Annotated in this window: 11 protein-coding genes, 1 tRNA gene and 1 other RNA gene; 4 read left to right on the top strand and 9 right to left on the bottom strand. The window is 54.1% G+C overall.

Going from position 1 to position 15,480, the window contains the following annotated elements; all coding sequences use genetic code 11:
- Nucleotides 1-103: 103 nt before the first annotated feature.
- The 3 genes from efeB to efeU form a co-directional block, all read right to left on the bottom strand.
- Entirely contained in the window at nt 104-1,468 is a 1,365-nt protein-coding gene (gene efeB, locus F605_RS0105235; protein ID WP_022864845.1) for an iron uptake transporter deferrochelatase/peroxidase subunit, read from the bottom strand.
- Nucleotides 1,469-1,480: 12 nt separating this feature from the next.
- Nucleotides 1,481-2,719: an iron uptake system protein EfeO gene (gene efeO, locus F605_RS0105230; RefSeq protein ID WP_022864844.1), complete on the bottom strand. Its 1,239-nt coding sequence runs from the start codon at nt 2,717-2,719 to the stop codon at nt 1,481-1,483.
- Between the two features lie 62 nt (nt 2,720-2,781).
- Nucleotides 2,782-3,768 (bottom strand): iron uptake transporter permease EfeU, encoded by a 987-nt coding sequence (gene efeU, locus F605_RS0105225; protein ID WP_022864843.1) that lies wholly within the window; start codon nt 3,766-3,768, stop codon nt 2,782-2,784.
- Between the two features lie 312 nt (nt 3,769-4,080).
- On the opposite strand from efeU, the gene F605_RS10020 reads away from it, so the two are divergent.
- Both F605_RS10020 and F605_RS0105215 read left to right on the top strand, forming a co-directional pair.
- The gene (locus tag F605_RS10020) at nt 4,081-4,800 is read left to right on the top strand and encodes a TetR/AcrR family transcriptional regulator (protein WP_022864842.1); all 720 of its coding nucleotides are present in this window, start codon (nt 4,081-4,083) and stop codon (nt 4,798-4,800) included.
- A gap of 164 nt (nt 4,801-4,964) precedes the next feature.
- A complete protein-coding gene (locus F605_RS0105215; protein ID WP_146001731.1) occupies nt 4,965-6,215 on the top strand; it encodes a variant leucine-rich repeat-containing protein in 1,251 nt (416 codons plus the stop codon).
- Nucleotides 6,216-6,346: 131 nt separating this feature from the next.
- On the opposite strand, the gene F605_RS0105210 is transcribed toward F605_RS0105215, so the two are convergent.
- From F605_RS0105210 to ffs, 5 genes are all read right to left on the bottom strand, one after another.
- Nucleotides 6,347-7,396, bottom strand: a complete 1,050-nt coding sequence (locus tag F605_RS0105210; protein ID WP_022864840.1) for an aspartate-semialdehyde dehydrogenase — start codon at nt 7,394-7,396, stop codon at nt 6,347-6,349.
- The gene (locus F605_RS0105205) at nt 7,393-8,700 is read right to left on the bottom strand and encodes an aspartate kinase (RefSeq protein WP_022864839.1); all 1,308 of its coding nucleotides are present in this window, start codon (nt 8,698-8,700) and stop codon (nt 7,393-7,395) included. The genes F605_RS0105210 and F605_RS0105205 overlap by 4 nt, the downstream gene beginning before the upstream one ends.
- 186 nt (nt 8,701-8,886) lie before the next feature.
- Nucleotides 8,887-9,483, bottom strand: coding sequence for a recombination mediator RecR (gene recR, locus F605_RS0105200; RefSeq protein WP_022864838.1), 597 nt, complete (start codon nt 9,481-9,483; stop codon nt 8,887-8,889).
- Between the two features lie 5 nt (nt 9,484-9,488).
- Nucleotides 9,489-12,143: a DNA polymerase III subunit gamma and tau gene (locus tag F605_RS0105195; protein ID WP_022864837.1), complete on the bottom strand. Its 2,655-nt coding sequence runs from the start codon at nt 12,141-12,143 to the stop codon at nt 9,489-9,491.
- Between the two features lie 55 nt (nt 12,144-12,198).
- Nucleotides 12,199-12,294, bottom strand: an RNA gene (ffs, locus tag F605_RS11305) — signal recognition particle sRNA small type.
- 187 nt (nt 12,295-12,481) lie between these two features.
- Here ffs and F605_RS0105190 point away from each other — a divergent pair.
- Nucleotides 12,482-12,569, top strand: a tRNA-Ser gene (locus tag F605_RS0105190).
- 221 nt (nt 12,570-12,790) lie between these two features.
- Nucleotides 12,791-14,308, top strand: a complete 1,518-nt coding sequence (locus F605_RS0105185; protein WP_022864836.1) for a xylulokinase — start codon at nt 12,791-12,793, stop codon at nt 14,306-14,308.
- A gap of 97 nt (nt 14,309-14,405) precedes the next feature.
- Here F605_RS0105185 and F605_RS11030 read toward each other — a convergent pair.
- Nucleotides 14,406-15,480 (bottom strand): LPXTG cell wall anchor domain-containing protein (locus F605_RS11030; RefSeq protein ID WP_156005280.1); only part of this gene is annotated, 1,075 nt, incomplete at its 5' end.

Below are 15,480 nucleotides of genomic sequence, written 5' to 3'. Positions count from 1 at the left end.
CTCTCTAGTGCAGAAAAAGTTACGGGTCTTGCTGAAAGCAATCAGCAAGACCCGTTCCTCGGCTTTAGGTTTCCCCAAAGCCTATTTTTCTGGAGGTAACAGTTTAGGCTTCAAAGAGTTTTTGCCCCACGTATTCTTCTCCCTGCCCTACACCGGGCGGCATCACCCACATACTGGTGGCTATATGCTGCAGGTATTCGGTCATAGCATCCCCAGACATCTTCTTCAGTATGGGAATGAAGTTGGTTTGGGGGTTACGAACATAGGCGATAAACATCAGCCCACCTTCTAGCCGCCCCAAGCTGTCGGTGCCCTCCATATAGTTGTATCCGCGCCTGAGCATCCGGGCTCCCCCGTTATGATCGGGATGCACCATCGCTAAGTGCGAATCCAAAGGAATCAGGGGTTCCCCGTCTTCCCCCTTCTTCTCGAAGTCGGGATCGGTAAATTCGGTTCCTCCGGACTGGGGCGCTCCCTCTAGTTTGTCGCGTCCAATGGTGTCTTCTTGCTCTTGCAAGACCAGTTCGTCCCAAACTTCCATCATCTGCTTGATCTTACGGGTACACAGATAGCTGCCACCTGCAAAATATTTCCCACCCGAATCACCGGGCTGAATCCACAGATGCTTATTTAGTTCCGCGTCGGAGTCTTCCTTTTTAATATTAGAAGTTCCATCCTTGAAACCAAACAGGTTGCGGGGAGTTTTCTGGCCGGTAGAGGTAGAGGAAGTACGCCCATATCCCAGTTGCGTCCAGCGAACGGTGGCAGTACCGAAGGCCAGGCGGCTGAGGTTGTGAATCGCGTGCATGGAAATCATGGGGTCTTCCGAACAGGCTTGCACCACGATATCCCCGTAGCACTGATCCGGGTCCAGTTTCTCTGCCGCCATCCGGGGAATCCCACCCTTTAGGGGTTCCGGCATTCTATCGGCAATCCCGAGGCGATCTTTTCCATCTTTCAGGAAGAAACTTTCCCCAAAACCAATAGTGATCGTGAGGGCGCCAGGTCCGAGATCATAGGCTTCACCAGTATCATCCGGGGGTGCCAGTTTGGACACTTTCGGATCATTGACCGGATTACCAGCCATCATCCGCTCAGCGGCCAATGACCAGTCTTTCAGCAACTGAATAACCAGATCTCGACTTTCAGTGGTCAAGTCATAGGCAGCCATCATCATCTGCTGTTGCTGGGGGGTGAGAATTCCCGGCTGATGCTTACCTCTGAAAGGATAGGAAATCTTCATCACGTCGGAAGCCGCTTGCCCGGCGGCCTCGCCTTTGGATTTACCATAAGCGAAGCCTCCCATTCCCCCGATGCCAATACCTGCGAGGGCAGCGATACCCCCGCCGATCAGGACATTACGGCGGGAAATCCCCGGAACCTTAGCAGTATCTTTCGGGGTTTCCCCCGAGGAGGCGGCCTCGTCGGTTACCTCCTCGGAGTGATGGTTAACAGAATCTTTACTCAATGAATATTCACCTTATTTCAGGATAGATTCCGTCAGCTTCGCTAGCGGAGCGCGCAGCGCATTTACCTTATCGGAAAGCTCTTTTTGCTTCTTGGTGTACTTCTCGGGAGTTTTCTCCAAACCGATGGCTACAGTCGCGATATCGGTGTAGGGCGGGAAATCCCACTGATTATCGCCACTGGCGCGGTTGTAGGAAGCAATAGTGTCTTCGAGATCTTTCATCTTGGCATCAATCTTCTTCGCCAGTTCCGGATCTTTCTTTTCTGCTAAAGCCTGGACGTTACCGTAAGCTACCCGAGCGCCCTCCAAGTTGGCCTGGAAATCATAGAGGTCGGTGTGCGAGAAGATCTCTTCTTCCCCCGTAATCTTGGTGGTGGCTACCTCTTCTAGTAGACCAATAGCGCCATTGGAAATATCGTCGAGCTTCAGTTTGAAGTCAGCAGCGTAAACCGCTTTATGGAGATCCTGGGTGTCTTTCATCAGCAGATCGGCGAACTTGGTGCGATCTGCGGCAGATAGCTTCTGATCGGTCCACAGGTCTTTTTCTAAGCGGTGCCAACCGGTCCATTCCCGCCCGTCAGCATCATCAGCTTGCTGGTAGTCAGCTTCGCGCTCATCCAGCTTCGGATCCAAATCGCCGAAAGACTCGGCGGTGGGCTCAATGCGTTCGTAATGCATACGTGCCAGTGGATACAGCTTCTTTGCCTTTTCGTTATCGCCCGCTTTGTAGGCATCCACAAATTCTTGGGTGGCTGATACCAACTGGCCAGCCTGATCCTTGACGTAAGCGGTGTACTTGGTAACCGCCTCATCGTGCAGTTTCTTGTCATCGGCGCTGATCTTCACGCCTTCACCCTTGGTTACTTTGAACTCTTTTAGCCCCACGAGTGATCCGACCATGTTTTTCTTGCAGGCGGTGTAGTAGGTACCTTCCTCTAGCTGCACGGTGAAGTCGCGTTTATCCCCGGCAGCCAGATTTTCCATCTCTCCCATAATTTGCAGCTTGTCTTTGGCAAGCACTTCAAACTCGTTGCGAGCCGGCCCCTCGTTACTTAGGGAGAACTTAATGGTGCCGGAAGGAGCGGTGTTTGCAGATAGTTCGCACTTGTCGTCAGCGATTTTCACCTCGATTGGTTTAGCGCTGCCCGCCGCGCCATCCCCGGCGGCGCTGCTGTCATTCTTTACACAACCAGTCATAGTGACTGCCAGCGCCGCGCCCACGAAAGCAACGGCAATCTTACGCATATGCATTATTTGTCTCCTTAGGTGTGCATTTTTGCGTCGAGGACGCGAGCGCGCCCTCGGGAAAACGTTCAGTCAACTGCAACTGACGTTTTGGTCTTGTTACTTGTTTCCACTGTTGCCGCAGCCTCATCGGACAGGTTAGCCGCCCCCTTGCTTCCCGCGTTAGCTACGGCTTCTTCTGAGGCACCAGCAGCTTGTTGCTGCGGCCTTTTGACCGCTAAAAACAACTTCTTATTGCGGTTGTAAAAGTAGAACAGCGTGCCCACTACCACCAGGTAGATCAGCCAGCTAAAGAACTGCAAGGCGGTGGGGCTAGGTGAGAACTGGAAAATGGCTACCAGCACGTCATAGAGACCGCCGTTATAAACCAGGGCGGGAATATAAGTGGTGATATCGAATAGGGGCGCGGTCATGGGGATAACCCCGGCTTCTTGTAAATCGTGGAAGCCGTAGGAGCATACCCCGGCGGCCACAAAAATCAGTAAATACCCGGTTACCTCAAAAAATATCCGCAAGTTGATACGCGCTACTCCCCGATAAATCAGGTATCCCAGCGCGATGGCGATTGCTATTCCCACCAACACTCCGACAACCAGGCTGGTGCCATTTTCATTGTCGCTGGCATTCTTGAACATCGGCCAGATGAAAATCGCGGTTTCCAGTCCTTCTCGACCCACGGTAATCAAGGCGATTACAAACAATGACCAGCCGGCTCCGCTACCTTTCGAGAGAGCTTCCTTGACTTGGGATTGCATTCGAGCCGCCATTCCGGCGGAATGCTCGGCCATCCAAAAAATCATCCAGGTGATGAGGGCGACCGCGAATAGGGAAAGAAAGCCTCCGAGCGCTTCTTGGGCTTGGGTGGTAAGGGTATAGGTACCCCAAACCAGGTAAGCACCTACGCTCATGGGAACTACCGCCCCCACCACTATCCCTAGCCATAGTTTTGGCAGAAGATCCTCACGCTCAACTTTCTTTATATAGGCATAAAGAATGGAAACTATTAAAACAGCTTCCAAACCTTCCCGTAACGCAATTAGCAAAGCGCCGAGCATTTTCTCTTCAGTCCGCGAATCAGTTAGCTAAAACCTATAATTCCTTAGCTAAGGCACGCCTAACCTATTTTATTCAACCCACCCTGTCAAGAGGGCGCTAATTAGAACAACTTTCACTAACCTAACCGATAACAGCAGATTTAAAGAAAATATACAAGCAGCATTTTAGGGACTTATCGGCAAATAAACTAAGGTCAACCTTGCTTGCTCCAATCAGCACCCATTACCGCAACTCGCCAGCTATTTCCTTAAACTTAAGCAATCTTTCAAGACAATTAGACTAAAAATGTCATTAAATGAAAGAATGCCTACATGCCAAGGATTATCGGGGAAACCCTGGAAGAGCATCGCAAGAAGACCCGCCAGCAGCTCTTTGATGCGCTCTCGCGCCTCCTCCAGACCAGCACTTTTGAATCGCTAACCATGGCGAAGATCGCCCAAGAAGCGGGAGTGGGACGCACCGCGGTCTATAACCATTTCCAAGATAAAGAAGCACTCCTCCTGGCATTTATCGCCTACGAAACGGGACAATATTCAGTGCGTTTAAACCGCGCTCTGTCCGGGGTCTCCTCCCCCATAAAAATGCTGCGGATTTACGTCCGGGAACAACTCGCTCTCGGCTCTTCTTACCACCTAGCGCCCGGACTGGATCTTCGCCGTCAAGTATCGAATGAAACCAGCTCCGAACTGCGCCTTCATGCGCAGATTGTAGAAAATATTTTACGTCAAATCTTACGGAAAGCCATTAATGAAGGCACGCTTCCTCCCCAGAACTTACCTATTGCGATCTCAATGGTAAATGCGTCCCTTGCGGGTAGATCCCTCCCGAAAGACCCGATTCAGCGGGAATATCTGATCCACTGCATACAGGCGTATATATTGCGCTCTTTAGGCGCCAGCCACACCTTAGCTCCGTTACCGAACGCAAAACGTTTCTTGGGACGGCGTATAGATCTAGACGAAAATCCTTTTTCTTCCCGCGGGGGCGAGGGGATGGTGGTTTCCGCCTGTCCTATCCATCGCGCCAGTTAGACGCAGTTTTCTGCTAAATAGCGGGCTGCCAGTTGCACCGGCCCGGGCTGTGAGAGGCCGGATATTAGCGGTGTCTATTGGCTGAGCAGGCAGTTATGGCCAGGCGCGAATCATTTTGGTCTCTCGGTAATCTATAATCGCTTAAGAGGGCTAAAGGAGGAGATATGAGCATGGACCCGGTTCAGCGGGCAAGCGATCCCGCGACGCCGCTGGAAGAATTACAATATCTCGCTCAAAATCATCCTTCCTTGCGGCCTCTCATTGCCGAGAATCCCTCCACCTATCCGGAACTTTTGCAGTGGTTAAGCGAGTTTTCTGATCCGGAGATTGCCGCTGCCTTACAGCGCCGCCAAAACCGGCTTGACCGGGCAGCTCGAGCAAAGAACCATTCCCCTGTCCCGGTATCCTCCCCTGTTCCCTCGGTGGCACCAGCAGGAGAGCCGCAGAGCGCTTCCCCGCTGACACCTACCAATGCCACCGCAGCTATAAACGCGGTTCGAGATGAAACTTCCCCAGATTTCCCTACCGTCCCCCTCGAAACAGCCGCGGATACCACCATCGTTAAGCCAGCGGATAAACCGGAAACCGCAGTTACCGCTGATACTGAGGCATCGGAAAAAACTAAGGCTGAGAAACTTAAACTTGCGGACGAGGAAGATTTAGAGGACTTTTCACCGGTCGAAGAAAAAACTGCTTCGCGAAAAAGCAAGATTTTCGTGATCGTGATTGCCGTGTTGATCGGTTTAGTACTCTCGATCGGAGGTAACTTAGCGGATCGTCTCACCGGTGGTGACGGCTCAAAGAGTTGGTACGGGAAGGACGGAGTGATCGCGCGTATCTTCGGAGATTCCGATCTAAACCGCGACCACAACAATAACGGGATTCCCGATGACCAAGAAAATGGGGCAAACGGTACCGGCAATAAGCATGCCGCCGGCCAGGACACTAAGCACAAAAACGGTAACGCCGGTGCCCAACTGGATGTGAAAACCGAGGGACGTCAGATAGCTCCCGCTCCCACCAACCAGATTGGGCAAGCAAAAGGACTACCAAACGGTGCCTACCAGGTAGCTGAGTTTTCACTCCCTGATGCCCCCATCAAGTGCACCATCGGTAATGAAGTAATTTGTAACGTCTTTAGCTTTACCGGAAATATTGGGCAAAACCCGGGAGCAACCGTCAAGTTCACCCTAGGAGCTGATGGCGCAAAGCCGCCCGAAGATTTAGGGGTTAAAGATAACGAAGTTTCACAGACCGTACTCGCTAGGGGTGCTGCGGCCGCCTCAGGAGCCTATGCTTGCGAGTCCTCCGGATCCGGGGTTGACTGCTGGAATCTGCAGACCGGATTCGGACTCAAACTGACGGTTAATAGCGCCGAAGCCTACCAACCTAAAGTTAAAGCCCCCGGTAACTAAGCTTTTCCATTATTCCGAGCAGAGATATCTGGCGCTACCGCCTCCTCGAGCGCGGTAGCGCCAGCGTAATCTATTTGCTTCTCGTCCTAGTGCTCAAGCAGCCAACCTGGGTACCCGCAGAGAGGTTGTAACTAGGCTTCCAAAAGTTCGCGAGCAACCAATTCTGCGATCTGGATGGCGTTAAGTGCCGCCCCTTTACGCAGGTTATCAGCGCAACAGATAAAGGCTAGACCTTTACCATCCGGAACTGCCTGATCAATGCGCAAGCGTCCCGTGAAAGTCCCATCTCGGCCAGCAGCATCCAAGGGGTTGGGCACTTCTACTAGTTGTACTCCCTCAGCCTGCTCTAATGCCGCCTGCGCCTGTGCTAAATCAACCGGGTTATTAAAACGCGCATTTAGAGACAACAGATGCGCGGTCATCACCGGGATCCTCACGCAGGTACAGGAGGCCGCGAGCTCTGGCAAATGCAGGATCCGCCGCGACTCATTACGTAGCTTTTGCTCCTCATCGGTTTCGTGAGAGCCGTCGTCAACGAAGTTTCCGGCTACCGGCACCGCGTTGAACGCGATCGGGCGCACATAGGTTTTCGGCGCGGGAAACTCTATAGCGACTCCGTCTAAAGCTAGTTCTTCACAACGGTCTACGCTCGCTTCCAGCTGGGAAGAAAGTTCTTGCACCCCGGCTCTGCCCGAGCCCGACACCGCCTGATAGGACGAAGCCACCAAACTCTCCAAGCCGAAGAGCTCATGAAGTACTTTCACCGTAGGCATTGCCGCCATCGTGGTGCAATTAGGGTTGGCGATAATCCCCTTAGGGCGATCCTTGATATCTTCCGGGTTGACCTCGGAAACTACCAGGGGAACCTCGGGGTCTTTGCGCCACGCGGAGGAATTATCGACTACCACTGCCCCGGCAGCAGCAAAACGGGGAGCATAGGTACGCGACGCTGACCCTCCGGCGGAAAAAATCGCAATATCGATCCCCTCCAGGTCTGCGCCCTCCACGTCCTCTACAGTTATTTGCTGACCGCGGAAAGAAAGCTGCTTGCCCGCGCTACGCGAGGTGGCGAACAGACGAATACCCGCTGCGGGGAAATTTCTATCTTCCAGCAGAGTCCGCATCACCCGTCCGACCTGTCCGGTTGCTCCGACTAAGGCCACGGTTAGTTCTTTAATCATCGTCCGGTACCTCCATAGACCACGGCTTCAGTTTCTTCGGAATCTAAATCGAAAGCTTTATGGATGGCCAACACTGCATCATCGAGCCGATCTAAACTGATCAGCACGGAGATACGCACTTCCGAAGTAGAAATAATATCGACGTTGATCCCGGCGTCCGATAGCGCCTGGAAAAAGCACGCCGAAATACCCGGATTGTTACGCATACCAGCCCCAACTAGGGATACCTTCCCCACGTTGGTGTCGTGGTCAATGCGGATGAAATCCAGAGCACTCTTTTCGTGCTGCAGTTCTTCCATCACTCCCGGAATATCTTCCGCCGGCATAGTGATCGAAATATTAGCCCTGCCAGGGCGCGCCTCAGAAATGTTTTGTACGATCATGTCGATATTGGCACCGACTTTTGCCACCGCCGCGAACAGATCAGCGGCCACCCCCGGGCGGTCAGGCAAACCCACCACAGTCAGCTTTTCCTGGGAACGATCATGGGCGATACCAGAGATAACGGGAGCTTCCACGTTTTCCTCCTCAAGGGCTTTAGCAGGGACAATCCCCCGCAATGATTTCGGGGCCGGACCTTGGGCAATCCAAGTGCCATCTTTATCGGAAAAACTAGACCTTACATGCAAGGGCACCCGGTAGCGCCGGGCAAACTCTACTGCTCGCAAATGCAAAATCTTGGCGCCATTTGCTGCTAGCTCTAAAGTTTCCTCATAGTCGAGGGAGTGCAACGCCCGGGCGGTCGGTACCAGGCGCGGATCAGCGGTGAACAATCCGTCAACATCGGTGTAGATTTCACACACATCCGCATGCAGGGCGGCCGCTAGCGCCACGGCGGTAGTATCCGAGCCGCCACGCCCCAGAGTAGTAACATCTTCGGCATCGTTGACTCCCTGGAACCCGGCTACAATCGCCACATTATTGTCCCGGATTACGCGGGCGATTCTTTCCGGAACCATCCCTACAATCTGGGCTTTACCATACTTGGCGTCGGTACGGATACCGGCTTGCGCGCCGGTAAAAGCCATCGCCGGTACTCCTTGCGCGGAGATGGCCATAGACAGTAAAGACATGGAGATACGTTCACCCGCAGACAGTAAAATATCCATTTCCCGAGCGGGAGCATGAGCATTAAGTTCGGCCGCCATATCAATCAGGTCGTCGGTAGTATCTCCCATAGCGGAGACCACGACCACCACTTGATGCCCGGCTTGACGGGTTTGCACAATTCTGCGCGCAACCCGCTGCAACGACTGGGTGTCGGCAACCGAGGATCCGCCATACTTTTGCACAATCAGTGCCATTTGTTCCCCTTGTATGCCTAGCGATTAGCTGTCTTCTGCAATTATTCTAAGAAGCTAGCGATTTCTCGGCTTTAGCGTCTCAAATTTGCTGGTAGGTAAGCAAACGCACAAAATCATCCGTACTGCCCCGGCTACTCCTGGGACTTTTGCCACTGCTCAGCGGTTTATGGGCGCTGGCGCTAGCGGTTATTCGGCGGAGCGCCTGCCCTCCAGAGCACGCCCCAGAGTAACTTCATCAGCGTATTCCAGATCCCCGCCTACCGGTAGCCCCGAGGCCAGGCGGGTAACTTTTAACCCCAGCGGGGAGATGGTGCGGGTCAGGTAGGTGGCCGTAGCCTCGCCCTCAATATTAGGGTTAGTGGCGATAATGATCTCTTGTACGGTATCGCCCGACAGGCGGGTTAGGAGCTCCCGCAAACGTAACTGTTCAGGGCCGATCCCGTTAATGGGGTCGATTGCCCCTCCCAGCACATGGTAAAGACCACGATAGCTGCGGGTACGTTCAATCGCCCCCACATCTTTAGCTTCTTCAACTACGCAAATAACCGCCTGATCCCGTTTGGGATTGCGGCAAATGGCGCAGAGTTCTTCTTGGGCAATATTGCCGCATTTAGCGCAAAAACGAATCTTTTCTTTCGCGTCGATTAAGGCCTGCGCCAAGAGTTCTGCTTCAGCTTTGGGACGCGACAGCACATAGAACGCGATGCGCTGGGCTGATTTTGGTCCAATCCCCGGCAGCCGCCCTAAAGCATCGATTAGATCTTGCAAAGCGCCGTCATACATATAAGTTAAATACCCGCTTTCCCGCTGCCGCCAGAATTATCTACCGTCTCAATTATCTTGCCACCAAGCAAAGATTTTGCGACCTCGACCCCCCAACGTCCGCCGCTTTCATCGAGCGAAACATCAGGATCGGAGAGGTCGGGGATATCTTCGTCTTCATAGCTGGGAGGTGCGCCCGGTGCTGGGGAAGCGCTTTCAGCGTCCGCGCCTGTGGCGGCCGGCCCCCGGGGAGCAGCTGGGATATCCGGCTCTAAAATCTGCTCACGCGGCGCTGCTAGGGGCGTAGAGGCAGTAGCTTCAAAGGGTGCCGCAGATTGGTCTGCTCTGGGAGCGACTAGTTCCTCGGCAAAGTCACGGGGTGCCGCCATCACCGCATTATCCCTGCCAGGTGCCGGCGAAACAGAGGTTTCGGGGCGAGGCGCTGCCATTTCTGCCGCTGGCGCCCCGAACGGTGAGGGCGCTGCCGCAAATGGTGTCGCAGGCTCCGATGCTACCGGATGCGCCGCGTCCTCTGCGCCCTGATCATTTTCCTTAGAAACGGATTCTGACCCTGTGGGATTAGCAATGATCCAGTCACCATTTAGAGATGCCGGGTCACTTTCTTGCCCAGGTTTATCCCCGGGTTTACCCACTGCTTTTGGAGCCTCACCTGCAGTTTCCGCATTTGAGTTTGCAGCGTCCTGGGAGGCGCTAGAGGCGGGAGCAGGGTTTGCTGCACCATCCACTGGTTCTGGATAGGAAATCTCTTCACTGCCATCTGCCGGATCCGCGCCTTCGGGAGGATATTCCTCTTCTTCCGGGGGTGCCTCCTGGGGCAGCGTTTTCTCTTCTCCCGAGGAAGCATCTAGTTTGATCCGGGATAGCACCTCGCTCATAGCGGGCGCGCGGCTATCATCGCTTCCCGCAAGCACCTGCACCGTCCAGGAATCTGACAGCTCCTCCTGTAAGCACTTTTCTATCGGAGCCAGTTGTTTTTCCAAGTATTCAACGGTCTGCGGAGTATCTGCCAACAAGGTAACTTGCCGGTTTTGGGCACCGCCAAGCTGCAGGTGGCGATTGCAAGTCGACCACAGCCGCTGATCAGTGTGCCGCAAACACGCAGAAACCTTACCCCACGATTGCAGTATCTGCCAGTATTGCTCCCCTTTTTCTACTTCCGGCACCTCGCGCAGGGAACTGCTAGCCGCAGCCTCCTTGGGAGAGGATTCCTGCTCCGCTACTTCATTGCGGGGAGCCGGTTCTTGCTGGTTTTCCTGTTTATCTACAGTTGGAGCAGACGGTTTACTATCCGTCATCTGCGGGCGCGGAGCAGCCAGTTCTGGCGCCTCGTTACCTCCGCGGGGAGCCGCTGGGGCCGCGTTAGCGCGGGGAGCCGCTGGGGCTGGTTCAGCAGGAGCTTCCGGAGTTCTAGGCGCTGCGGGAGCTGTAGATCCCGGTATGGCATTTGCAGTATTCTGAGGACGCTTCTGTCCCGGACGATGCAAGGCTGCCATTGCGGCCTCTGCCCCGCTCAATCCCGACGGGGTGGAACTGGGTTCACCTGCAACTGCCGGGCTCTGCTCTGGCAATAATAGCCTTGCCGCCAACAGCTCTACTTGTAGGCGCGGGGCGGTTGCTCCCGTAAGTTCGGTTAAAGCGGTATTGGTGAGGTCGCTGGCATGGGAAATCCCGGTAGTCCCCCAACGCTGCGCTTGGGATTGCATCGCCGCTAATTGGTCTGCCGGAGTCCCCGCCAGGGCTGTCTGGGCATCCTCCGGAGAAGAAACCGAAAGTACCAGCAGGTCCCGCAGGTGCAACAGCAAATCTTCCAGATAGCGCCGAGGCTCATGCCCGCCCTCAACCATCTTGGCGATTACCTCGAACAGGGCGGAGCCATCCCGGTCAATAATGGCATCTACCGAACGCTCCAAAATAGAGCTATCGGTGTATCCCAGTAGTGCCGCGGCAGTCCCATATTCCAGCTTGCCATCCTCAGCGCCCGCCATTAACTGGTCTAGCACTGAAAGCGAGTCACGGACCGAGCCTGCGCCCGCCCTCATTACCAGTTGTAACACCCCGGGGGCAGGTTCGATGTTTTCTGCCTCGCAAAGTTTCGCCATATATTTTTCCATTATTTCTGGCGGTACCAGGCGGAACGGATAGTGATGAGTTCGGGAACGAATCGTGCCGATTACCTTGTCGGGTTCGGTGGTCGCGAAAATGAACTTTACGTGTTCGGGGGGTTCTTCCACGATTTTTAGCAGGGCGTTAAATCCCTGCTGAGTGACCATATGGGCTTCGTCTAGTATAAAAATTTTGTAGCGGTCACGCACCGGGGCAAACCCTGCCCGCTCGCGCAGTTCCCGCGCATCATCTACCCCGTTATGACTGGCAGCATCAATTTCTACCACATCAAGGGAACCAGAACCCCCGGTAGCTAGGTCTTTACAGGATTCGCATTTTCCGCAAGGAGTATCGGTGGGGCCTTCTGCGCAGTTCAGACAGCGCGCCATGATTCGCGCCGAAGTGGTTTTCCCACACCCGCGCGGCCCAGAAAAGAGGTACGCATGGCTTATCCGCCCAGAGCGCAGCGCCGCCATTAACGGCTTAACCACGTGATCTTGCCCAATCACGTCTTGGAAAGTGTCTGGCCGGTAGCGGCGATAAAGTGCGATGCTCACGGATCTACTGTACTAAAGCCCAGCGATAAGCGGGGTGCCTAGAGAGGATTGCGATAAAAAAGACCCTTCACGCACCCGATAGCGCACCCTTATCCTTGCTGCCTTCCGGCCCTGGGGAGGTTCGAATGATATCGCCGCGTGAAGGATCTCTCCCAGTTTAGCTTAGGAGGGCGCTAACTGGAAACGCTAGGGTCAGCGCGGGGCGAGAAGGTAACTACCGAGGATGCGTGCGGGGTTTCTACGGAAGTAACGCCGCTCTTATTGCCGGGCTGTGTTCGACTCCTCATTTCCAGAATCGACATTAGCGAGATCATTTAGGTAAACTCAAACTTGTGCCTGGAGGTATCGCCTAGTGGCCTATGGCGCTCGCTTGGAAAGCGGGTTGGGTGCAAGCCCTCGGGGGTTCGAATCCCCCTACCTCCGCCAATAGAAACGATTAAGTCAATAAATCTTTATTGCTGTGTCTACGTTGTGTATTCAAAATAAAAGGCGCCTTAACTGCTAGCGATTTTAACCAGTTTTTCTGCAGATACCCACGGGGATCCGCTAACCCCATTTCCTACTTTCACCTACCAATTCACCCAATTCTGTTAACTAGCAAAGTAGAATCACCTGTGAGTAAACCGCAATGAGGAGGTTCAATCAGCATGGGTAGTTTAGTAATCGCAGTAGATTCCTCTACCACCAGTACCAAGGCGATTATTGTCGACAGTGCCGGGTCGGTACTTTCACAGGCAAAGGTAGAGTTCGCAATGTCCACCCCCAGAGTGGACTTTTATGAACAAGACCCTCGCGACTGGTGGAAGAGCACCAATGAGGCGGTAGGGCAGGCAGTTGCGCAGCTTAGCAACACTGATCGCGGCCGCATCAAATTTCTCTGCGCCACTATTCAGCGCCAATCATTCGCGCTGGTGGATTCGGAAGGCACGCCTCTTCGTCCTGGGATTTTATGGCTCGATGGCAGAGCCGCGGAGCAGGTTAAAAAGATTGGTAGTCGGCGAGTACATGAACTTTCTGGTTTCCAACCTGATACCACCCCCTCGATATACAAGATTGCCTGGTTAAAAGAGCACGAACCAGAAAAACTAGCTGCTGCCCACAAGATCGTGGGCGTGCACGGCTACCTGACTCATGCTCTGACCGGGCAATGGGTTGATTCGGTGGCAACTGCCGATTCTCTCGGATTCCTAGATTCTGCAAAATTGGACTACTCTGCAGAGTTGCTCGATCTAATCGGAATCAAACGTGACCAGCTTGCAGATCTGGTTCCCGCAGCCTCGATCATTGCCCCGATCAAGAAATCGGTGCTAGACAACTGGGGAATCAAACAGTCGATAGAACTGGTGGCCGCCTGCGGGGACGGGCAAGCAGCCGCATTGGGTGCCGGGGCTATCGGTATGGAGGAAGCCTACCTGAATATGGGGACTGCCCTGGTAGCCGGAGTGCATTCACCTCGCTATCAGATAGCCGACGTGTTCCGTACCGATGTGGCGGGTATTCCCGGCCAATATGTGCTGGAAATCGTACAAAACTCTGGTGCCCACTTGGCGGGCTGGTTCCGCAGCGAACTGGGTAATCCTGAACTGGAGGGGCGCCCGGATCCGGAACTAGATAAAGCGGCCGCCCAGGTGGCGACCGGCTGTGGCGGGCTGGTAACCATGCCCTATTGGAATGCAGTGCAGTCACCTTTCTGGGATCCGATTGCTCACGGCGCCATCATCGGGTTGGCTGGGGCCTATGGGAGGGCGGAAATCTACCGCTCTATCCTGGAAGGTATCTCCTTAACTATGGCTACCAACCTGCACGCCCTCGCTAATACTACCGGGGTGCCTTTGCGGTCGGTGCGGGTAATGGGTGGCGGGCAGCGTTCTCCCCTATGGCGCGCGATTATGACGGACTGTATCGGGCTGCCGCTTACCAGTTGCGATACCGAAGAGATTTCGGCTATGGGCGCCGCGGTGATGGCGATGGCGCAAACTGATGCCTACGATTCCGTGGAAGAGGCTTCGAAAGGGATGGCGGCCTTGGGCGACACCTCGGAACCGAACCTTAAGAACCATGAAATCTATCTGGAACTAGCGGAGCTGCAAAACCAGGCCTATCCGGCCTTGAAAGCGATTATGGATAGGCAGTACCAGTTCTCTTTGCGGCACCCCTTGCACTAAGCACTAGGCACTAGGACATGGTGCGAAGAAGACAATAAATTTGGGTCGCCCCTTTTTTGAGGGGCGACCCAAACTGCTATTTAGTTGTTCTTAATGGTTACTGCTGTTTACGACGGCGAACCATGACTGCACCCGCGCCAATGGCTAGTAACCCTAGCGCCAGTGCCGGCACTGCCGCGGAACCAGTCTTGGGCAGCTTCTGCCACACCTTGACTACCTTGGTAGTGCCTTTGCCCTTCTTGCCGGGATCGTTCGGATCTAGCGGATCGGTACCATCTTTGATTTCTTTACCATCATTGATGCCGTCACCGTCGGTGTCAGCCTTGTTCGGGTTAGTGGCTTTACCACCGTTCTTAGCTCCGGTCACCTCGTCACCATCATTAATGCCATCACCATCAGTGTCGGCATTGTTCGGGTCAGTATTTCCGGGCTTACCGTTCGGATCAGCCTTATCACCCTTGAACGGATTCTTGGTGCCATTTACCTCGTCACCATCATTAATGCCATCACCATCAGTATCAGCCTTGGTGGGGTCGGTCTTGGTGGCCTTAGAATCATCAACCTTCGGTTTACCGTTCTCATCCTTGACGGCCTTACCATCCTTGTCAACGTCAGTTCCGGCCTCTTGACCATCAGTCAAGCCGTCACCATCAGTATCAGGATTCTTCGGGTCAGTACCAAGTTCCTTTTCCCGCTCATCGCTAACACCGTCACCATCACTATCATCCGCACTGGGCTTAGTGACCGTCACCGTGGAACTATCCAGGGTCTTGTCGCCATCCTTAACGGTAACCGTGATAGTAGTTCCGGAGGCAGCATCGGCAGGAACAGTGACCTTAACGTTGCCATCGTTATCGAAAGCACAGGTCGCACCCTTATCAGCCTCACACTTAACCGTCTTCGGCAACTTGCCATTCGCCGGATCCTTAGTCAAGGTCACATCCGTACCCGGAGCGCCACTACCGTCACCCCAAGCCGGACATCCCTTATTAGAGGACGGGCCAGCTAGAAGCGGGCATTGATCCGAGGAAGCATCCTTACCCTCATTAACCCCATCCTCATCAGTGTCAGGTTTGGTCGGGTCAGTCTTGGTGGCCTTAGAATCATCAACCTTCGGCTTACCGTTCTCATCCTTGACGACCTTGCCATCTGGGCCAATGTCGGTACCGGCC

Source organism: Varibaculum cambriense DSM 15806, from assembly GCF_000420065.1.
In the GTDB taxonomy this organism is placed as follows: Bacteria; Actinomycetota; Actinomycetes; order Actinomycetales; family Actinomycetaceae; genus Varibaculum; species Varibaculum cambriense.
Note: the sequence above shows the minus strand (reverse complement) of the source record. Positions and strands in the feature narration are given on the sequence as shown.